The organism is Sphingobacterium sp. ML3W (assembly GCF_000747525.1).
Taxonomy (GTDB): Bacteria; Bacteroidota; Bacteroidia; order Sphingobacteriales; family Sphingobacteriaceae; genus Sphingobacterium.
Window position 1 is genome coordinate 924,214 of the sequence record NZ_CP009278.1, and the last position, 18,634, is coordinate 942,847.

General features: G+C 35.8%; 19 protein-coding genes. 14 read left to right on the plus strand and 5 right to left on the minus strand.

Annotation, left to right across the window (positions count from 1 at the left end; translation table 11 throughout):
- Positions 1–18: 18 nt before the first annotated feature.
- The 12 genes from KO02_RS04115 to KO02_RS04170 all read left to right on the plus strand — a co-directional run bounded on the left by KO02_RS04115 (position 19) and on the right by KO02_RS04170 (position 11,787).
- A complete protein-coding gene (locus KO02_RS04115) occupies positions 19–1,581 on the plus strand; it encodes a RagB/SusD family nutrient uptake outer membrane protein (protein ID WP_038696069.1) in 1,563 nt (520 codons plus the stop codon).
- 12 nt (positions 1,582–1,593) lie between these two features.
- On the plus strand, positions 1,594–2,574 hold the full coding sequence (locus KO02_RS22685; protein ID WP_051959755.1) for a SusF/SusE family outer membrane protein: 981 nt from the start codon (positions 1,594–1,596) through the stop codon (positions 2,572–2,574).
- 467 nt (positions 2,575–3,041) lie between these two features.
- Positions 3,042–3,689 carry a beta-phosphoglucomutase gene (gene pgmB / locus KO02_RS04125; protein ID WP_038696071.1) on the plus strand — a complete coding sequence of 216 codons (648 nt, stop codon included), beginning with the start codon at positions 3,042–3,044 and terminating at the stop codon, positions 3,687–3,689.
- Between the two features lie 15 nt (positions 3,690–3,704).
- Entirely contained in the window at positions 3,705–5,987 is a 2,283-nt protein-coding gene (locus KO02_RS04130; protein ID WP_038696072.1) for a family 65 glycosyl hydrolase domain-containing protein, read from the plus strand.
- Positions 5,988–6,006: 19 nt separating this feature from the next.
- Positions 6,007–7,347, plus strand: coding sequence for an MFS transporter (locus KO02_RS04135; RefSeq protein ID WP_038696074.1), 1,341 nt, complete (start codon positions 6,007–6,009; stop codon positions 7,345–7,347).
- A 106-nt stretch (positions 7,348–7,453) separates the two neighbouring features.
- Positions 7,454–8,344 carry a DUF4886 domain-containing protein gene (locus tag KO02_RS04140; RefSeq protein ID WP_038696076.1) on the plus strand — a complete coding sequence of 297 codons (891 nt, stop codon included), beginning with the start codon at positions 7,454–7,456 and terminating at the stop codon, positions 8,342–8,344.
- A gap of 162 nt (positions 8,345–8,506) precedes the next feature.
- Positions 8,507–8,995: a DinB family protein gene (locus tag KO02_RS04145; protein WP_038696078.1), complete on the plus strand. Its 489-nt coding sequence runs from the start codon at positions 8,507–8,509 to the stop codon at positions 8,993–8,995.
- 158 nt (positions 8,996–9,153) lie between these two features.
- Complete coding sequence (locus KO02_RS04150; protein ID WP_038696080.1) at positions 9,154–9,669, plus strand: RNA polymerase sigma factor; 516 nt, start codon at positions 9,154–9,156, stop codon at positions 9,667–9,669.
- Complete coding sequence (locus tag KO02_RS04155; RefSeq protein ID WP_038696082.1) at positions 9,635–10,288, plus strand: hypothetical protein; 654 nt, start codon at positions 9,635–9,637, stop codon at positions 10,286–10,288. The genes KO02_RS04150 and KO02_RS04155 overlap by 35 nt, the downstream gene beginning before the upstream one ends.
- Positions 10,289–10,293: 5 nt before the next feature.
- Positions 10,294–10,764 carry a DUF4252 domain-containing protein gene (locus KO02_RS04160; protein ID WP_038696084.1) on the plus strand — a complete coding sequence of 157 codons (471 nt, stop codon included), beginning with the start codon at positions 10,294–10,296 and terminating at the stop codon, positions 10,762–10,764.
- Positions 10,765–10,771: 7 nt separating this feature from the next.
- Positions 10,772–11,299, plus strand: a complete 528-nt coding sequence (locus KO02_RS04165) for a DUF4252 domain-containing protein (protein ID WP_081918298.1) — start codon at positions 10,772–10,774, stop codon at positions 11,297–11,299.
- A gap of 2 nt (positions 11,300–11,301) precedes the next feature.
- Positions 11,302–11,787 carry a hypothetical protein gene (locus KO02_RS04170; RefSeq protein WP_038696088.1) on the plus strand — a complete coding sequence of 162 codons (486 nt, stop codon included), beginning with the start codon at positions 11,302–11,304 and terminating at the stop codon, positions 11,785–11,787.
- A 66-nt stretch (positions 11,788–11,853) separates the two neighbouring features.
- Here the strand turns inward: KO02_RS04170 and sucD are convergent, their stop codons facing one another.
- Together sucD and KO02_RS04180 are read right to left on the minus strand one after the other, a co-directional pair.
- Positions 11,854–12,732, minus strand: a complete 879-nt coding sequence (gene sucD, locus KO02_RS04175) for a succinate--CoA ligase subunit alpha (RefSeq protein WP_038696090.1) — start codon at positions 12,730–12,732, stop codon at positions 11,854–11,856.
- Positions 12,733–12,823: 91 nt separating this feature from the next.
- Entirely contained in the window at positions 12,824–13,357 is a 534-nt protein-coding gene (locus tag KO02_RS04180; RefSeq protein WP_038696092.1) for an RNA methyltransferase, read from the minus strand.
- A 111-nt stretch (positions 13,358–13,468) separates the two neighbouring features.
- Between KO02_RS04180 and rpsT the strand changes: the two genes are divergently transcribed.
- Positions 13,469–13,723, plus strand: coding sequence for a 30S ribosomal protein S20 (rpsT, locus tag KO02_RS04185; RefSeq protein WP_038696094.1), 255 nt, complete (start codon positions 13,469–13,471; stop codon positions 13,721–13,723).
- A gap of 141 nt (positions 13,724–13,864) precedes the next feature.
- Here the strand turns inward: rpsT and KO02_RS04190 are convergent, their stop codons facing one another.
- Together KO02_RS04190 and KO02_RS04195 are read right to left on the minus strand one after the other, a co-directional pair.
- Complete coding sequence (locus tag KO02_RS04190; RefSeq protein WP_038696096.1) at positions 13,865–14,707, minus strand: DUF1080 domain-containing protein; 843 nt, start codon at positions 14,705–14,707, stop codon at positions 13,865–13,867.
- Between the two features lie 43 nt (positions 14,708–14,750).
- Complete coding sequence (locus KO02_RS04195; protein ID WP_235212345.1) at positions 14,751–15,584, minus strand: helix-turn-helix transcriptional regulator; 834 nt, start codon at positions 15,582–15,584, stop codon at positions 14,751–14,753.
- A gap of 403 nt (positions 15,585–15,987) precedes the next feature.
- Here KO02_RS04195 and KO02_RS04200 point away from each other — a divergent pair, with 403 nt between their 5' ends.
- On the plus strand, positions 15,988–17,478 hold the full coding sequence (locus KO02_RS04200; RefSeq protein WP_038696098.1) for a succinate CoA transferase: 1,491 nt from the start codon (positions 15,988–15,990) through the stop codon (positions 17,476–17,478).
- 209 nt (positions 17,479–17,687) lie between these two features.
- Here the strand turns inward: KO02_RS04200 and KO02_RS04205 are convergent, their stop codons facing one another.
- Positions 17,688–18,629 (minus strand): glycerophosphodiester phosphodiesterase family protein, encoded by a 942-nt coding sequence (locus KO02_RS04205; protein ID WP_038696100.1) that lies wholly within the window; start codon positions 18,627–18,629, stop codon positions 17,688–17,690.
- Positions 18,630–18,634: the final 5 nt, after the last annotated feature.

Consider the following 18,634-nt stretch of genomic DNA (forward strand, 5'->3'; position numbering starts at 1 on the left):
CTTTATTCACAATTAGTTATGAAAAAGAGATTCAGTAAAATTAATTTATTCTTATTCGCGGGGTTTTTGTTAGCAGGACAGTCTTGCACAAAGTTCGACGATAAGATGTATTCCGCATATACCGAAGATACGTTTCCTAAAACGCCGGAACAATTTATTGCAGTAACAGGGCCTGTATATACTGCTGCTAGAGGTTACTTTGATAATTATTTCAGCCTGCAATCTGCGGGAACCGATGAAGTGATTATTCCTACAAGAGGAGGCGATTGGTTTGATGGGGGAAAATGGCGCGATATGCATTATCATACTTGGTCAGCTTCACATGAAGTGGTTCAGAATAATTGGGATTGGGGATTCAATGCCATTGGTACTTGTAACCGTGTATTAAGTGTTTTAGAAAAAGCTCCAGAATCAGAAACAAAAGCTCAGACTATTTCTGAAATAAAGGCTATGCGTGCTTGGTATTATTTCTTGATGTTGGATGCATATGGAAATATACCTTTGGTAACCAGTTTTGATTCAGGTACAGAGTTGCCTGCAACTACTCCTAGAGCAGAAGTTTATCAATTTGTTGTTCAAGATTTAGAAGAAAATCTGCCAAATTTAAGCGAGGATAAAAGTGAGGCTACTTATGGTCGACCTACCAAGTGGTTTGCACATACTTTATTAGCAAGACTTTATCTAAATGCACAGGTATATAGTGGTACTGCGAATTGGAATAAGGTGGTCGAACATAGTGATGCCGTGATTAATTCTGGGAAATATGCTTTAGAAAATGATTTCCTGACACAGTTTAAACCAGATAATGGCGCATCAAATCCTGAACCAATTTTTTCTATTCCATATGATGCTTCTCGTGCTACAGGTAATACTTTGTTTAACCGGGTGTTGCATTACGGACATCGTCAAACTTTTGAATTGAGTATTAATCCTTGGAATGGATGGAGTGCTCAACCTGCTTATTTTGATCTGTTTGATAATGCGGATAATCGCAAAAAACAATGGCTATTTGGTCAGCAATATAATTCTACGGGACAGCCGTTGGATTATAATGGTCTTAATGTGGTTTTGGATCCATATGCTTATAACTTGTTACCTGGTTCTGATTTTGATATAGGTGGGGCAGATGATGGTGGGCGTTTAGCTGGAGCTCGATGCATTAAATATTATCCTGATAAAAATCAAATCAGTAATAATGCAGGAAATGACGTCGTTGTTTTCCGTCTAGCAGATGTGCTATTAATGAAAGCAGAGGCCGTTTTAAGGGGGGCTACAGCAGCTAGTGTAACGCAAGCAGTGGACGCCGCTAATCAGGTACGTAAACGTGCATTTCCTATCAATCCAGAGAAACATTTTACAGCAAGTACATTGACATTGGCAGCTATCTATAAAGAGCGTGCCTTGGAATTTACATTTGAATTGACTCGAAGAACAGACATGATCCGCTTTGGTAAATGGGAAGATGCGCAATTGTTTAAGCCTGCAAATCCTGGTGAAGAATATAAACGATTGTTTCCAATCCCAGCAAGGGCTAGAGCAAATAATAATAAATTGGATCAGAATCCTGGTTATAATCTTTAAATGATATAAATTATGAAAATATCTAAAATATTTCGATTACTATTAGTTTTATGTATTGGGGTTTTTAGCTTCTTGTCTTCTTGTAAAAAAGTAGAACATGGTATCGATGACCCTATCGTTTCAATCAATGAAAATACATTGTCCACTATCCAAGTTGGGAAAAAACTAAAAGTTGGTTTTATAGCTAATAATATTAAGGAATTTACATTTGCGATTGGTCCGGTAAATGACAGCGAAATGCTGCTTACAGAACATATCACTGTTGATCCCAATACCTTTATTTTGTCAAAGGATTTTGATATTCCAAATGAAAAATCCTGGATTGGAGAGGCATTGCTGAAAATAACTTATACTTCTGGAGGACAGGTTATAGAGAAGACAAAACCTATAACATTTACGGAGAGTAATCCACAGATGTTTGTGGTAGGAGGTTCCATAGCTGCAGGATGGGAGCCAACGTTAGCACTTCCGATGAGTCTGTACGATGAAGAAAGTAAAACAAAGTTCGAAATTTTTGAATATGTCACAGTTGATGGTTCAGGAATCAAGTTTTTGCCGACGAATGTAGACTGGACGGATGCTTTTGGTAAAGGTGCGTCTGAGGGAATTTTATTACAAGATGGCGATGCTGGAAATATCACAGTTACTGAGGATGATTTTTATAGAATTCGTATGGATTCAGAAGCGAAAACATATGAATTGTCCAAATCAACGTGGGGTGTTATCGGTAGTGCGACTCCGGATGGCTGGGACAGTGATACGGACATGAAATTTGTCGGCAGTAAAGGTATCTATACCTGGAAAGTAACATTAAACTTGACTGCTGGGGAATTAAAATTCAGAATGGATGATGATTGGGCAATCAATATTGGTGGCACACTTTCGTCTTTGCAACAAGATGGAGCAAATATAGTGATTGAGGCTGCAGGTAAGTATGAGATTGAACTGTCGCGGACGGCATCAGGGTATTCTGCAAAAATTTCTAAGAACTAAAAAATAGGGAGCTCATGCTCCCTATTTACTAAACTTTTATTACCTGATGATATGCCTATTGTTGAGTAGTGTTTTTATACTACTTCAGCTGTCCTATGCCGTTTATCAAGATAGTTTTCCGATTTAAAGGATCGAATCATTGCATAAATGTTATGGAATGAAAGCCGACAATCTAGAATTTATCCGCACATACTCGTTAAAGTAATCCGGTATTATAATATGGAATTACACCGCATGTTCGAGAGAATAACGGGTATAACTATTTTAAGCTTAATGAAAACCGAGCGGTATCTATTTTTACAAATCGTAATGCGCAAAAATTTATGCTGTGCTTACCTCGGTTTTAGGAAAATTTAAAAAGGCGTCATACAAATGAAAAATAGCTTAACAGATGTTGAATAAGATATACCATTAGTAATAACATGCTATCCTTATCAAACACGCATGTTTGATTTAAAAAAATAAAAATGAAAAGCGTATTAGATCTCTTGGAGAAAGTAAAAGGGGTGATTTTTGACCTGGATGGTGTTTTGGTAGATACCGCTGTGTTCCATTTTCAAGCTTGGAAAAGGCTTGCTCAAGAATTCGATTTTGATTTTACAGAGATTCAAAATGAACAGTTAAAAGGTGTTAGTCGAATCGATTCATTGGAAATGATATTGAATTGGGCACATGTAGTCGCATCCGAAAATCAAAAAATAGCATGGGCAGCATTAAAAAATAGATGGTACTTGGAATTTGTTGCCCAGATGAAAGAAGATGATATTTTACCGGGATCTATAGCGTTGCTACATTGGTTAAAGCAGCATGGTTTTCTGGTTGCATTAGGATCTGCAAGTAAGAATGCACCACTTATTCTCGAGAAAACGGGTATGTTTTGTTTTTTTGATGCCCTTGTAGATGGTAATAGTGTTACGCTGTCTAAACCTCATCCAGAAGTATTTTTACAAGCGGCAGGTCAACTAAAATTGAAACCATCAGAATGCCTTGTATTTGAAGATGCACAGGCTGGGGTAGATGCAGCAGTAACTGCAGGGATGAAAGTAATTGGCGTTGGTTCTCATTTAAAGGGAGCTGACTTGTCAGTCTGTAGTTTGATGGAGGTTTTGAATTAGTAATTTGATTTTGTAATGAAGAATTATATTGTCCACGATGAGTGGAATATTATAGAAGAAGGTTTTCGTCCTGCATATAATGAAGTTTCAGAAAGTTTATTTTCTATTGGAAACGGAAGAATGGGACAGCGTGCGAATTTTGAAGAAGATTACAGTGGAAAAACACTTTCGGGATCATATTTAGCGGGGATTTATTATCCTGACAAAACGCGAGTAGGCTGGTGGAAGAATGGATATCCTGAATATTTTGCTAAAGTAATTAACGCAGTAAATTGGATCGGACTTCATGTAAAAATAAATGATGAATTATTGGATTTAGCAAATTGTGATGTGCGGAGTTTTCAACGTAGACTCGATATGAAAAATGGATTGCTAATAAGATCTTTTGATGCAAAACTTCAAAATGGTACAGAGGTTCGTATTGAGAGTACGAGAATATTTCACCTGTTCCAATCTGAGACGGCTTCCTTAAAGTATACTATTCAGGTGCTTAATCAGCAAGCCTCTCTACAGGTTGTGTCATATATGGAAGGGGATGTTGTGAATCGCGATAGTAATTATGATGAACATTTTTGGAGTTTTATTTCAAGTGGTTCGCTGAATTCACAGCTACATGTAACGATGAAAACAAAGAAAACTGATTTTATTGTTCGAGCCGATTTAGTGAATAATTTTACGATTAATGATGGGGCAATTGAATCTGAATTATCAAAAGAAGGATCATGTATTTCTGAAACTGTAGCAGTTTCTGTGGGTATTAATGATGTGTTTTCCATTGAAAAACGTGTTTCTATTGTAAGTTCTCAAAATCATGCCGCAGCAGAATTGATGTCATTAGGAAAAGCGAACCTCGAAAATATCTCTTCTTTGTCCTATCAAGAAATAAGAAATAAACAAGCCTTGGCATGGGGAAATTTCTGGAATGAAAGTGATATCCAAATTACAGGAGATATTGCTGCTCAGCAAGCTATTCGATTTAATATATTTCAATTATACCAAACTTATACGGGTGAAGATTCACGCCTTAATATTGGGCCAAAAGGTTTTACAGGAGAAAAATATGGTGGGGTGACGTATTGGGATACAGAAGCTTATTGTGTCCCTTTCTATCTGGCAACGCAACCAGCTGATGTTGCGCGCAATCTATTGTTATATCGTTATCAACATCTGGATAAGGCGATTGAGAATGCGACGAAACTTGGTTTTTCAAACGGCGCTGCTCTATATCCTATGGTAACGATGAATGGAGAAGAATGTCATAACGAATGGGAGATTACTTTTGAGGAGATTCATCGTAATGGAGCAATTGCATTTGCCATCTATAATTATCAAAGGTATACTGGCGATTGGTCTTATATCGAAAATTATGGACTTGAAGTGTTGATTGCAATCAGTCGTTTTTGGGCCCAGCGGGTGAACTGGAGTGCTGAGAAGGAGAAGTATGTCATATTGGGAGTTACTGGTCCGAATGAATATGAAAACAATGTCAATAATAACTGGTATACCAATACCATTGCAGGTTGGTGTCTAAAATATACCTTGGAATCCATCCTTACTTTAAAAGACAGTAACCATACTAAATTAATTTGTCTGTTTGAAAAAGTTGGTTTTAATAACGAGGAATCTGTACAATGGCAGCATGTTATTGATTATTTGTATTATCCAATAGATACCGAATTGGATATTTTCTTACAGCAGGATGGCTATCTAGATAAAGAGCAAGTATTAGTTTCTGATTTACTGGAGAAGGAGCGGCCTATCAATCAAAAATGGAGTTGGGATCGTATTTTAAGATCATGTTTTATTAAGCAAGCCGATGTATTGCAAGGCTTATATTTTTTCGAAGATCAATATGACTTGGAAACCATAAGAAGAAATTATGATTTTTATGAACCAAGAACCGTTCATGAAAGTTCGTTATCGCCTTGTGTTCATGCTATTTTAGCTTCAAAACTTGGAAATAAGGCTAAAGCTTATGAGTTCTATTTAAGAACTGCTCGATTGGACTTAGATGATTATAATAACGATACTGAAGATGGGTTACATATTACATCGATGGCTGGATCTTGGATGTCAATAGTAGAAGGGTTTGCGGGTATGCGCGTGAAAGACAATACCTTAAGTTTTCAAACTTTTATTCCTAAAACTTGGGAGAGCTATGCGTTTCATGTTCAGTTTAGAGGGGTTAAATTATTTGTAAAAATAAAGCAAGATGATTTTGAACTGATCAATAAGTCTAATCAAGAAATTAGTGTTATTTTTAACGGAGAGGCAGGTACAGTTAAACCATGTGCATAACCACTAAGCTATAAAAATTATGACTTCAAAACTGCATAAACCAAAAATGTCGACGGTTCAAATCATCAATATGAGCATCGGTTTTTTGGGCATTCAAACAGGGTTTGCCCTTCAAAATGGTAATGCATCACGCATTCTTCAAACATTTGGAGCAGATGTTGAGCATTTATCACTTTTTTGGTTAGCAGCTCCCATTACGGGGATGGTCGTACAGCCGATTATTGGCTATTATAGTGATCGCACATGGAATAAGATAGGTCGTAGGAAACCTTATTTTTTGATTGGTGCCATTTTAACAGCAATAGCGCTGATATTAATGCCAAATGCCGCTTTATTCACGGCCTTGTTACCTCCTTTGTTAGTAGGAGCTGGTATGTTAACCATTATGGATGCTTCTATAAATGTTACCATGGAACCTTTTAGAGCTTTGGTCGCGGATAATTTACCGAGCGCACAGCGAAGTTTAGGGTTCTCTATCCAAACTTTTATTATCGGTTTTGGGGCAGTGGTAGGTTCTTGGTTACCTTATGTACTAGCTCATTATTTTGGAGTGGAAGGAACTGCTGCTGAAGGAATGATTCCTCCAAATGTCATTTATTCTTTTTATTGTGGAGCTGCAATATTGTTGCTATCCATATTATGGACGTTGTGTACTACCAAAGAGTATTCGCCCGAAGAAATTGTTTCTTTTGAAGATGCTGTATTAGAAGTAGAAAATACGAAGCATCGTTCTGGTCTACTTGCTATCGCAGAAGATTTTAAATTAATGCCCATCACCATGAAGCAGTTGGGTACAGTTCAATTTTTTTCGTGGTTTGCTCTTTTCATGATGTGGGTGTATACAACTCCTGCTATTGCAGAGCATATTTTTTATTTGAAAGATGGTGAAAAATCGAAACTCTATATGGATGCGGCGAATTGGGTGGGTGTCTTGTTTGGTATTTATAATGGTGTTTCAGCAATATATGCTTTGTTTTTAGCTAAAATTGCCAATAAATATGGTCGTAAGCAGACACACGCTTTTTCATTGACTATGGGTGGTCTTGGGTTGATTTCGATATTTCTTATTAAAGATCCTACTTTCTTAATTATTCCTATGATTGGCGTAGGGCTAGCATGGGGAAGTATTTTAGCGATGCCGTATGCCATTCTTAGTGATACTTTACCGGCAAAAAAAATGGGCGTTTATATGGGTATTTTCAACTTTTTTATCACATTCCCACAAATTGTTTGTGGTTTTTTAGGAGGTTATATGATTAAGCTATTTTTCAATAGCAATTCTATTTATGGAATTTTATTAGCTGGTATTTTTATGTTATTAGGTGCGTTATCTGTATTGCGGATTAAAGATAAGATTTAAGAAAAAATGCTTTTAGAAAGAGCTTCTCCATAGAGAAGCTCTTTTTCTTTGTTCATATTGAAAGATATTCTTTAATTTAGAGATTATCTTTCTAAAAGGCGATCATATGTATAGTTCTCGAATTAGTTTTATTCTTACTTTTTTTATATTTATTTCTTTATCAAAACTTGTTGCAAAAACCAGTGATAATGCTCTAGATGATGGTGTTATTCGCATATTGGCCATAGGAAATAGTTTTTCGGAAGATGCTATTGAAAACAATTTATTTGAATTGGCACATGCTCGTGGTAAAAAGATAGTAATTGGGAATCTATACATTGGAGGGGCTCCATTAGCATTGCATGTTAAAAATGCATTGGGGGATAGCAGTGCCTACAGCTACCGAAAGATAAATGAGTCGGGTGAAAAAACTGTAATTGAGCACATGAAAATTTCTACCGCTTTGGCGGATGAGCAATGGGATTATATCAGTTTTCAACAAGCAAGTCCACTTTCAGGAAAGTATGAAACCTATGTAAAAGATTTACCTCATTTATATGCTTATGTAACGCAACATGTAAAATACCCAGAGACAAAGTATATTTTGCATCAAACATGGGCCTATCAACATGATGCTGATCATAGTGGGTTTAGTTTTTATGAACGCAACCAAAATAACATGTACAGTGCTATTGTATCTACATCTGAAAAAGTTTATCGCTGGGGTAATTTCTCTATTTTAGTTCCGACTGGCACAGCAATACAAAATGCAAGGACTACCTATATAGGCGATCATTTCACGCGTGATGGATACCATCTTAATTTGAATTATGGCCGATTTATTGCAGCCTGTGTCTGGTATGAGGCTTTATTTAACGAAAATGTCCAGTACAATGCTTTTGTTCCGCTTTCTATAAGTTATGTAGAAAGTAAAATTGCAAAGCAAGCTGCACATGCTGCCACGATTCAACCTTATAGCATTACTCCCTTAACTCATTATACGCTTTGGACTTATTGATGTAATTTTCCGATGAAACAAATAGGCTTCAATATGATGTTTAAGTACATTGGTCTTATTAATTTACTAACATTGGGTTTTACATGACCTTCATGAGGGTATGGAATACTAATGTTAATTTTTGGATAGTGTAAATAAATCATTTTTTTTAAAAGTAAGTTTATGAGTATTAAAAAGAGTATTCTAATAGAATTAGAAAGAGAAACACACAATACTGGGCGTATTTTAGAACGTATTACAGACGAACATCTGGATTGGCGACCGCATGAGAAATCGAGGAGTTTAGGAGAATTGGCAGCACATATAGTGGAATTACACAATTGGATCTCTAAGGCTCTATCAAAAGATGTCTTCGATTTTAACACAGATTATCAACCGTTGAAAATTAATGCTATTGAAGAGTTGAAAGGTATTCTAGCGAAGGGCCTAATTGCTAATCAGGAAATGATTGAACAATTGCCTGAAGAATATTGGCTGAAGGAATGGGTATTAAAGGCTGGTGATTATGAAATGGCAAGATTGCCAAAAGTTGGCGCTGTACGTTACATTATTACCAATCACCTTATTCACCATAGAGGTCAGTTAACGGTGTATTTGAGATTGCTTAATATTCCGGTACCAGGATTATATGGCCCTTCTGCCGATGAATAATTAAATGTATTAACCGAAGCCGAAAGCTTCGGTTTTTTTATGTTCCTTAGTATAGGGTGCATATTTTCTATAATGAAATGATACTATTTATATTTTTTTAAAATTATGTAATGTTTCTATACCCTAGTTTGTCTTCTATATAAAAGCAATTAAAATTTATGAACCAAGAAACCTTTAAAACGACAGTCTTCATCCATAAGGATCGCTTATTTCGTTTTGCAAATAGGTTTTTACTAGATCAAGATGATGCCTTTGATTTGGTTCAGGAGGTTTTATTGAAATTGTGGGAATCGAGGAATGAGCTATTAAAAATAACGAATATCGAGGCATATGCCATGCGAATGACAAAAAATTTAGCATTGAATAGATTGAACCGTGAAGGAGTAAAGATTAAATATATGGCACAGCTTGATGAGGATATTCAAAAGGAAAAATATCCGTCATTGACAAGAGAGTTAATTTTGAAATTAATTGATCGTCTCCCTGAAAAGCAAAGATTGGTTATGTTCTTAAGAGATATAGAGGAATATGAAATTGCAGATATTGTCACTTTAGTTGGAATAGATGAAAATGCAGTACGTGTGAATTTGTCCCGAGCTCGAAATGTTGTAAAAGTCAATTTGACAAAAGTATTTGATTATGAAGAAAGAAGAATTAAAGCAATTAGAGGCTAAATATCTGGCTGGAGAAACAACTTTAGCTGAAGAAAGATTACTGAAGGAGTATAGTGAGGATGGTTATTTTTCAATTTTGTCAGAACAAAATTCTGATGCGATGCCGTTAGATTTTGATTCTTTTTTAGCGAAAACGAATGATGTACCGCATGTTTATCCGCTACATAAAAGAAAGATTTGGGTCATATCTTCATCCATTGCGGCGGCAGTTTTACTGATTTGTTTGGGAGTATGGTTCTTTCCTGATCAACAAGTAGTGCAGCCTATCCAGCAAACAGCGGATGTTGCAGTTCCTTTCAAAGAGACATCTATAACGGATAGGAGTAGAGTAGATCGGTTGGCTCAAGATAAAGATCATTCAAAAAAAATGTCACATAGACCACCAGTAGTTCAGAGAGGTACAGCTACAGATTCAGAACCAATCTTGGCTAAGGAGTTAGCTTCTACAGATAATCAGCTGGAACCAGAAGAGTTTTATGTAGAAGTAAATGGTGTAAGGATAACAAATGAGGAGGAAGCATTAAGGATTACTGAAAACGCCTTGCAATTCGCTTCTCTGAATTTAAAAAAGGGAATGAAAGAAGTTGAAAATATAAAATGTTTAAGTATTGAATTATAGAAATTATGAAAACGGTATTATTAATAATTGGACTGCTGTGCTCTACTTTAGCACAGGCTCAAATTTCAAAATTAGATGAGATTTTCGAGCAATATAAAGAAGGTAAGGGGGTGACTTCGATCAAAATCGGTAAACCGATGTTTAGTATGTTGAATAAAATGAAATTGTCCGATAATGAGGTTAATAGTATTAAACCTCTGCTTTCTAAAATTAACAGTATAAAGATGCTGATCTTAGAAGAGGCCGATCAAACAGTTCAATCTGATGTATCAAAAGCTATTGATAAGTTGAAATATGAAGAACTGATAACGATAAATTCGGAAGGTAATAGAATTAAATTTTTAGCTGAAGATACGGCTACAGATGTTATTAAAAATTTATTGCTCAGTATTCAATCTGATGGGAGCACGATTTTTATGATTCTCGATGGTAAGGTGAGTTATGATGATGTGAATAAGTTAGTGAATAATAAATAAGCGGGATATGAAACAATCAATAATTATTGGAGCCCTTTTATTTTTTTGCTTGACACTACAGAGTTGTTTTGTAAAAACCAGTCCGAACATGTCTTTTATTGATAAAAAAGATTTAACAAATGATACTGAGGTCGTTTCAGTGCGGGTACCTATGTTTATGACGAAGGCATTTTTGAGAGGTAAGATCAAGGAACTTAATGAAGATGATGCAATTGCAGCCTTAGCATTAAGGAAAATTAAAAAAATGAAAATTATGACAATTTCTGGAAATGGGAAAGATGACCTCATGAAGAAGTTTAATGCCTATTTGGTTAAAAATAAGTTTGAAGAATTGATGAGTTTGTACAGCGAGGGATCAAAAATCACCATTAATACGGAGATAAAAAACGATCAAGTTAAACGCGTATTACTCGGGATAGCAGATGATGAAGATTATGTATTTGTCGACATAAAAGCCGATTTGGATTTAAATGAATTATCCAAGATGATTGAATACTATGAAAACAAAAATGAAAAAGCTAAAATTATAAACTAGTTATGGAAAAATTAATAATTGCAATCGCACTCGTTTTTAGTGGGTTTACCGCTCAGGCGCAAGTGTCAAAAGTTAATGAATTTATAAATTCACTATCAAAAAATCAAAAAGAAATAAAAATTTTTAGATTTAATAGTGAGAATATAAAAGACGTTGCTAAACTTAAGGATGGAGACCTATTTTTCGATATTAAGCCAATGCTCTCCGATTCAGTGTTGATGAATCTTCAAGATTTAGTCATCTGCCAAATTGGTACAGAACAAGCCAATGAATCAAAATCTCTTGAAAATGTGATTAAAAAAGCAGACTTGAAAACTTTGTATGCCATAGAGCAAGAAGGCGTACTGGTCCAAATGTTAACGTCAAACATTGAAGATGACGTTAATATGGAAGATTTATTAATTGATGTAAAATCGTACGATAACTCTAGAATGACAGTGATGTTAATGGGGAAGAATCTAAGGGAATTTACCAGTAAAGGAAAGTAAAAGATGCTATATATAAAAAAAGCCTTGCAGTTCTTGCAAGGCTTTTTTTATGTATACAGCTTACGCTTATTTTTTCTTAGCTAATTCTTCAGCGATTGCTATTCCGATTTCAGCAGGAGACTGTACCACACGAATACCGCACTCAGCCATGATTTTCATCTTAGCAGCTGCAGTATCATCAGCACCACCAACAATAGCACCAGCATGACCCATACGACGTCCTGGAGGCGCTGTTTGGCCTGCGATGAAACCTACTACTGGTTTCGTGCCATTTTCTTTGATCCAAAGAGCAGCTTCAGCTTCCATACCACCACCGATTTCACCAATCATGATGATTGCTTCTGTTTCTGGATCATTCATTAATAACTCTACAGCTTCTTTCGTTGTAGTACCAATGATTGGGTCACCACCAATACCGATGGCAGTAGTGATACCAAGACCAGCTTTTACTGTTTGATCAACCGCTTCGTAAGTTAATGTTCCTGATTTAGAAACAATACCAACATTACCTTTTTTGAAGATAAAGCCTGGCATGATACCGATTTTAGCTTCATCTGCAGTGATAATACCTGGGCAGTTAGGTCCGATTAAACGAGAATTTTTGTCGCTCAAGTATGATTTTACTTGAATCATATCTTTAGTAGGGATACCTTCAGTAATACATACGATTACTTCGATACCAGCTTCAGCTGCTTCCATAATCGCATCTGCTGCAAATGCAGGAGGTACGAAAATAATAGAAACGTTAGCACCAGCTTTTTCTACGGCATCTTTAACAGTATTGAATACGGGACGGTCTAAATGCGTTTGACCACCTTTTCCTGGTGTAACACCACCAACTACGGTTGTTCCGTACTCGATCATTTGACTAGCATGATAAGTACCTTCTGTTCCGGTGAAACCTTGAACAACTACTTTTGAATCTTTATTAACTAATACACTCATTTCTTCTTAAAATTTTGCATCACAAATCTACCATTTTGCATTGGAAATAGGAAGTAATATGAATACTTATATGTCCTTAGTTGATAAAATGTTAGCAGAACTTGCTTTTTTGAATAAAATCCCAAGTTACAATGCCAATTGTGACAGAGACATTGAATGAATGTTTTGTTCCAAATTGTGGAATTTCAATGCAATGATCTATTTGTTCCATAACTTCTTCGTCTACACCATTTACTTCATTGCCAAATACTAAAGCATATTTAGCATCTTTTGATGGAATAAAATTTTGCAATAGCACGCTATTCTCAGCTTGTTCGATAGCAATAATGGTATATCCTTGTTCCTTTAATATGTTAATCGCTTCAGTGGTTTCTTTGATGTGTTCCCAAGGAATAGATTGGGTTGCACCTAAAGCAGTCTTTTCAATTTCGCGATGTGGAGGTGTAGCCGTGATTCCACATAAGAATATTTTTTCTATAGCAAATCCATCAGCTGTTCTAAAAGCTGATCCGACGTTATGCATACTCCTCACATTGTCTAGGACTAGTGTTATGGCTGTTTTCTCCTGTTTTTTGAACGATTCAACATCAGCGCGTTGAAGCTGATCCATTGATAATTTTTGCATATTGCAAAGATAAGTATAGAAAACTTTAAAATAGATTTTGAATATTAGAAATAAGATGTTATTTTTGCATTCCGAATTTTAAGTAAAGAACGAATAAAAATTAGCTAAAAAATGGCAAATCATAAATCAGCGATCAAAAGAATTAGAGCAAACGCTACAAAGCGTTTAAGAAACCGTTACCAAGCAAAAACTACGCGTAACGCAATTAAAAAATTACGCACTTCTGCTACACCAGAAGAAGCTAAAACTTTATTGCCACGTATAATTTCTATGCTTGATCGTTTGGCTAAGAAAAATGTAATCCACAAGAAAAAAGCTTCTAACAACAAATCTAAGTTAACGAAATTCGTTAACGGATTAGTTTAAGCTTTCAGTATAATATATAAAGGGATACAGTTTCTCTGTATCCCTTTTCTTTATGTTTTTACTTTACCCTGGATTTTCTCTTTTCCAAGCGAATGAATGTAAAAAAAAGTGTCGAATTATTCGACACTTTTTTATTTACTTTTATTTTTCCATTACTGCTGCAATTGCCTTTTCTAAAGTTGCAGGGTTTTTCATATAAGGTTCTAGATTATAGATTTCAACTTTTTTGAAATCAATAGGATGACTTTCACTTTGTAGTGAGATGGTGCCTTTACTGATTAACTGACCCGCTTTCTCTTTTGCAAGGTCTGAGTGGGATACATTACCACCGCCATATTGAGGTTTTTGATATTCCAAAACTTTCTCCCCATTTACAAAATGTTGGATAATAGAATCACCTAATACAAGGAAATCTGCTGTTACCCATTGATCACCATGGTAAGTTTTGGATGTTGAACTGACACAATGAGGAGTGAATAATTTTCCATCCATGACAACATTGGTTCCTGGAGTACATAGATTACTTGTTGTACGCTCGTTCTCTCCGTCGCCACCGAGCAATTGACCTTCAATTGAAACAGGGAAATCTTGGTCTTTTGACATTGTTTTAGGGTCTTGACCATGTAGCATCGCGCCACTGTTGCGGAGCGCCCAGCCTTCTCCTCCTTTTGCTTGCTCACCTACGAATCGGTATTGGACACGAAGGATATAGGCAGAAAATTCTTTATTGTAGAATAAGTGGCCATATTGTTGATCAAATTGATCATAACCATCGTATCTAACTTTTAATAAACCATCTTCTACACGAAAAGTGTTTGCATAGTTTTCTCCAACTTCGTGTTTACTAATTTTTACTGTCCAATTTTTTATGTCCTTGCCGTTGAACAATTGTACTGCTTTTGGTTTTTTGTTTAATGAACTGGCGCTAACCGTAACACACAGGGCAATTCCTGCTAAACTAAAAAATAGTTTTTTATAATTCATGATTAAGATTTTAGGTATTAGAGACCTAAAATACTTAAAAAAATTAGATTAACAATTGTTTTTGCTTAACATACTCGCTTGGTCTGACCCCAATTACTTTATTGAATGTATTGCTAAATGTGGGTAAGCTGCTGTATCCAACCTTTAATGCAACTTCGTTAACGCTCAATTTTTCATCCAAAAGGAGTTTAAGTGCCGTCAACATTCTCAAGATGGTATAGTACTGAATAAAAGACATGTTTAGTTCTTTTTGAAAAAGTCGCGCTAAAGTACGTTCGCTGATGTTGAATTTCTGAGAGAGTATTTTGAAACTCACATTCTCCTCAATTCTACTTTCTAAGAAAGTAACGATATCTTTTAGTTTTTGATTACTAGGGTAAGGAAGTGCCAGGGGCAATTCATGCTGTGATATTTCGGGTAATAGTAATTTAAAAGCCTTTGCTAGCGAGTACTTCGGTTCTTCTACAGGGAAAATATTACCATTCCACCTATTTGTAAACATGATCAATTCATTTAAGAGATCATCTACGGGGTAGATACTGATTTTTTTATAAAACTCTTGATCAGTCTCATATTTTGGAAAATAGAGGTTACGCATGACGACGTCGGGCGTACTGGGATGAATGCTGTGTCGAATACCTGCCGGTATCCAAATATAGTGGCGAGCAGGTAGAAAGTACGATTTTTCTGCAGTTTTTAAAAAAACAACACCACCTTCTGTATATAAAAACTGATCTTTATTATGAACATGCTCTGCAATGAAATTTTCGCCAATAATGGCGTGATGACAATAGATACTATCTTCAAAGGAGTCAACCTCTGTTACATAATAACGATGGACGTATTTTGAGTCTATAATAGTGCTTTTTTTATTCATGTTTTTCTTCCCTTTCCCGTTACAAAGTTAAAATTTTTATACAAAAACGACGTATTTCTTTATGAATGTAAGTTGGTACTCACCAGTAATGATTGTGGTTTTGCTCTTGTAAGTAAGTGTGGACTAATTTTACCTGAATTCAACAATATTTAAAACTCTATCTATCAGTGTTTTAGTTGTTTTTTTTAAATATTGGATTCGAATAGTTCTGTCGTATTTAAAATATTAGATGCTGATTATTAAATAATTACAAATATATCGTCTTTATTGGATAATTTTGTGACTAGTTGCAATAAATTGACACGAAAAAAATAGCTTATTATTGTTTGTTCTCATATTCAAACAATTACTAAGAAAATGTAATGTTTAATATGAGTGAATTGAGGAAATAAGTTAAAGGTATATGTCGTACGATAGAATTAAACTTAAAAGTTTACATGATAAGGTAATTACTGCAGAACAAGCAGCGCAGCTATTTGAAAATGGTATGATAGTTGGCTCTAGTGGTTTTACAAAAGCGGGTGATAGCAAGGTTGTTTTGCCAGCATTGGCTGAACGAGCGCTAGTTGATCCTTTGAAAATAACATTGATTACTGGCGCCTCTTTAGGTCATGGTACAGATGGTAAATTAGCAGAAGCTGGTGTTTTGGCGAAACGTATGCCTTTTCAGGTTGATCGTACACTTAGGGCGAAGATTAATAGTGGGGAAGTCTTATTTATAGATCAACATCTGAGTGAAACTGCTGAATTATTACATAATAAAAATTTGGCAGCTGTTGATATTGCTGTATTGGAAGTTGCTGCTATTGAAGCTGATGGGAGTATTGTTCCAACAACCTCAGTTGGTAACTCTGCGACTTTTGCAGCCTTGGCAAAGCAAGTGATCTTAGAAATTAACACGGCTGTTCCCTTGGAAATTCGTGGTATCCATGATATTTATCAAGCAGAAGATTATCCGAGACGAAATGTGATTCCTATTGTTGCTCCTGAAAATAAAATTGGACGTAAAACAATTGCGCTGGATCCTTCAAAAGTTGTTGGTATCGTTTTTAGTAATATTGAGGATAGCCCAGCTGAAATAGCGGAGCCCGATAGTAAAACAACGGCTATTGCTGGTCATATTTTAAATTTCTTTGAGAGGGAAGTTGAAATGGGGCATTTGACGTCTAGTTTATTACCACTTCAAGCGGGTATTGGTAAGGTTGCAAATGCAGTTTTAACTGGATTTAAGGATAGTAGTTTCCGTAATTTAACGATGTTTTCAGAAGTACTACAGGACAGTACTTTTGATTTGATTGATGCTGGGGTAATGGATTTTGCTTCTGCCTCTTCAATTACCGTTTCAAAACCTTGCTACGATCGTGTATTTGGTAATTTGGACAAATATCGCGATAAGATGGTTTTGAGACCTCAAAATATATCCAATACACCAGGATTAATCCGTCGTCTAGGTGTTATCGCTATTAATACAGCTATTGAATTTGATATTTATGGTAATGTAAATTCAACACATATTTCGGGAACAAATATTATGAATGGTATTGGTGGATCTGGTGATTTTGCTAGAAACGCCTACTTGAGTATATTCGTAACACAAGCGGCTTCCAAAGAGGATCGTATTTCGCATGTATTACCAATGGCTTCACATGTGGATCATACCGAGCATGATGTTGATATTTTAGTCACGGATATCGGCTTGGCGGATTTAAGGGGTTTAGCGCCTCGTGAGCGCGCTCAAGTTATTATTGATAACTGTGTGCATCCTGATTATAAAGAGCAGCTACAAGACTACTATGACCGTGCTTGTGAGCGAGGAGGGCATACACCACATATTATTGAGGAGGCTTTTAGCTGGCATGTACATTTGCGCGATCAGGGTACTATGAAGAAATAATAGTATTCAAATAAAAACAGAGCAATCCAGATGGACTGCTCTGTTTTTATTTGAATACTTTACTTGTAAAGAACAATGCCCAGTGTTATGTGGATTAACTTGGGTTAATAACGTCTTGTAATCGTTTTATAATACTCCAGTTTAATATGGAGATCTGATAGGATGATATTATTTTTTGTGACCGCTTTTAACATTACTTCTATTCATCATTACTGAATGAATTTTGAAGTGATATTTCGTTTTTTGATATAAAAATCCAAAATTCTACCCGCTTCAAGGGGTCTATCGGTGCTCAAGATGTCCGCACCATTTTCGATAAACCGCGCATATAGCTGATCACCTTTTTGCTTAGCCTGTCTGTCCAAGTTTCCTAATGTACCTAAAATACACATGATGCCATGACCATGAATATGCTCTATTAGCGTTCGGTCTGCTTCTCTGGTACCTATAAATGCTATAATACGATTATCTGGGATATCTCGTTCATTGAGCCTTGTTAGGTCGGCAGTATTTTTTATAGGTGCTGATAGCATTAAGTCTGGTGCTAAATTGTGGACAACCGTTGCTTGATCTGCCGAATAGGTGATAATAACAGCGTAGCCTTCTGCTTTTTGCTTACGAATGGCACTTATCACTAAATCGTAAGGCACTCCTTGCTTGACATCTAAAGTGAAAATAACTTTTCCTTTCCCCCATGATAAGGCTTCTTCTAATGTTGGAATTCGGTAGGGTGTCAATTTTCCATTGGGGTCTTTTAATCTTAAGTTCTTCAATTCATGAAGTGTCTTATTATCAAGAGGGCCAGAACCATTTGAGGTTCTGTCCAGATTTTTATCATGCATTAATATTAATGCGGAATCTTTTGTTAATTGGACATCGCATTCGACGATAACGGGTCTGTAGCTAGCATTGAATGCAAAAGTTTCTATAGCGTTCTCTGGATAGCCTGTTGTTGGCCCGCCACGATGCAAGCTGATAAGCGGATATCGGTTTTCATCATATGTTAAGAATTGATAAAGCTCCTCTACTGTCTGTAAGTTAAGATTTTTATTGTTAGTCAGTACGTCTGAGGAAGTACCACTTCTAAAGCAGGACGCAAAAATGACTGTAATAAAGGTTACAAATAGAATGAGATTTATTCTATGATGCATATAAT

Excerpts from the sequence above, each read along its gene's own strand:
- KO02_RS04115 (WP_038696069.1), top strand. The coding sequence starts at position 19 with ATGAAAAAGAGATTCAGTAAAATTAATTTATTCTTATTCGCGGGGTTT.
- KO02_RS22685 (WP_051959755.1), top strand. The coding sequence starts at position 1,594 with ATGAAAATATCTAAAATATTTCGATTACTATTAGTTTTATGTATTGGG.
- pgmB (WP_038696071.1), top strand. The coding sequence starts at position 3,042 with ATGAAAAGCGTATTAGATCTCTTGGAGAAAGTAAAAGGGGTGATTTTT.
- KO02_RS04130 (WP_038696072.1), top strand. The coding sequence starts at position 3,705 with ATGAAGAATTATATTGTCCACGATGAGTGGAATATTATAGAAGAAGGT.
- KO02_RS04135 (WP_038696074.1), top strand. The coding sequence starts at position 6,007 with ATGACTTCAAAACTGCATAAACCAAAAATGTCGACGGTTCAAATCATC.
- KO02_RS04140 (WP_038696076.1), top strand. The coding sequence starts at position 7,454 with ATGTATAGTTCTCGAATTAGTTTTATTCTTACTTTTTTTATATTTATT.
- KO02_RS04145 (WP_038696078.1), top strand. The coding sequence starts at position 8,507 with ATGAGTATTAAAAAGAGTATTCTAATAGAATTAGAAAGAGAAACACAC.
- KO02_RS04150 (WP_038696080.1), top strand. The coding sequence starts at position 9,154 with ATGAACCAAGAAACCTTTAAAACGACAGTCTTCATCCATAAGGATCGC.
- KO02_RS04155 (WP_038696082.1), top strand. The coding sequence starts at position 9,635 with ATGAAGAAAGAAGAATTAAAGCAATTAGAGGCTAAATATCTGGCTGGA.
- KO02_RS04160 (WP_038696084.1), top strand. The coding sequence starts at position 10,294 with ATGAAAACGGTATTATTAATAATTGGACTGCTGTGCTCTACTTTAGCA.
- KO02_RS04165 (WP_081918298.1), top strand. The coding sequence starts at position 10,772 with ATGAAACAATCAATAATTATTGGAGCCCTTTTATTTTTTTGCTTGACA.
- KO02_RS04170 (WP_038696088.1), top strand. The coding sequence starts at position 11,302 with ATGGAAAAATTAATAATTGCAATCGCACTCGTTTTTAGTGGGTTTACC.
- sucD (WP_038696090.1), bottom strand. The coding sequence starts at position 12,732 with ATGAGTGTATTAGTTAATAAAGATTCAAAAGTAGTTGTTCAAGGTTTC.
- KO02_RS04180 (WP_038696092.1), bottom strand. The coding sequence starts at position 13,357 with ATGCAAAAATTATCAATGGATCAGCTTCAACGCGCTGATGTTGAATCG.
- rpsT (WP_038696094.1), top strand. The coding sequence starts at position 13,469 with ATGGCAAATCATAAATCAGCGATCAAAAGAATTAGAGCAAACGCTACA.
- KO02_RS04190 (WP_038696096.1), bottom strand. The coding sequence starts at position 14,707 with ATGAATTATAAAAAACTATTTTTTAGTTTAGCAGGAATTGCCCTGTGT.
- KO02_RS04195 (WP_235212345.1), bottom strand. The coding sequence starts at position 15,584 with ATGAATAAAAAAAGCACTATTATAGACTCAAAATACGTCCATCGTTAT.
- KO02_RS04200 (WP_038696098.1), top strand. The coding sequence starts at position 15,988 with ATGTCGTACGATAGAATTAAACTTAAAAGTTTACATGATAAGGTAATT.
- KO02_RS04205 (WP_038696100.1), bottom strand. The coding sequence starts at position 18,629 with ATGCATCATAGAATAAATCTCATTCTATTTGTAACCTTTATTACAGTC.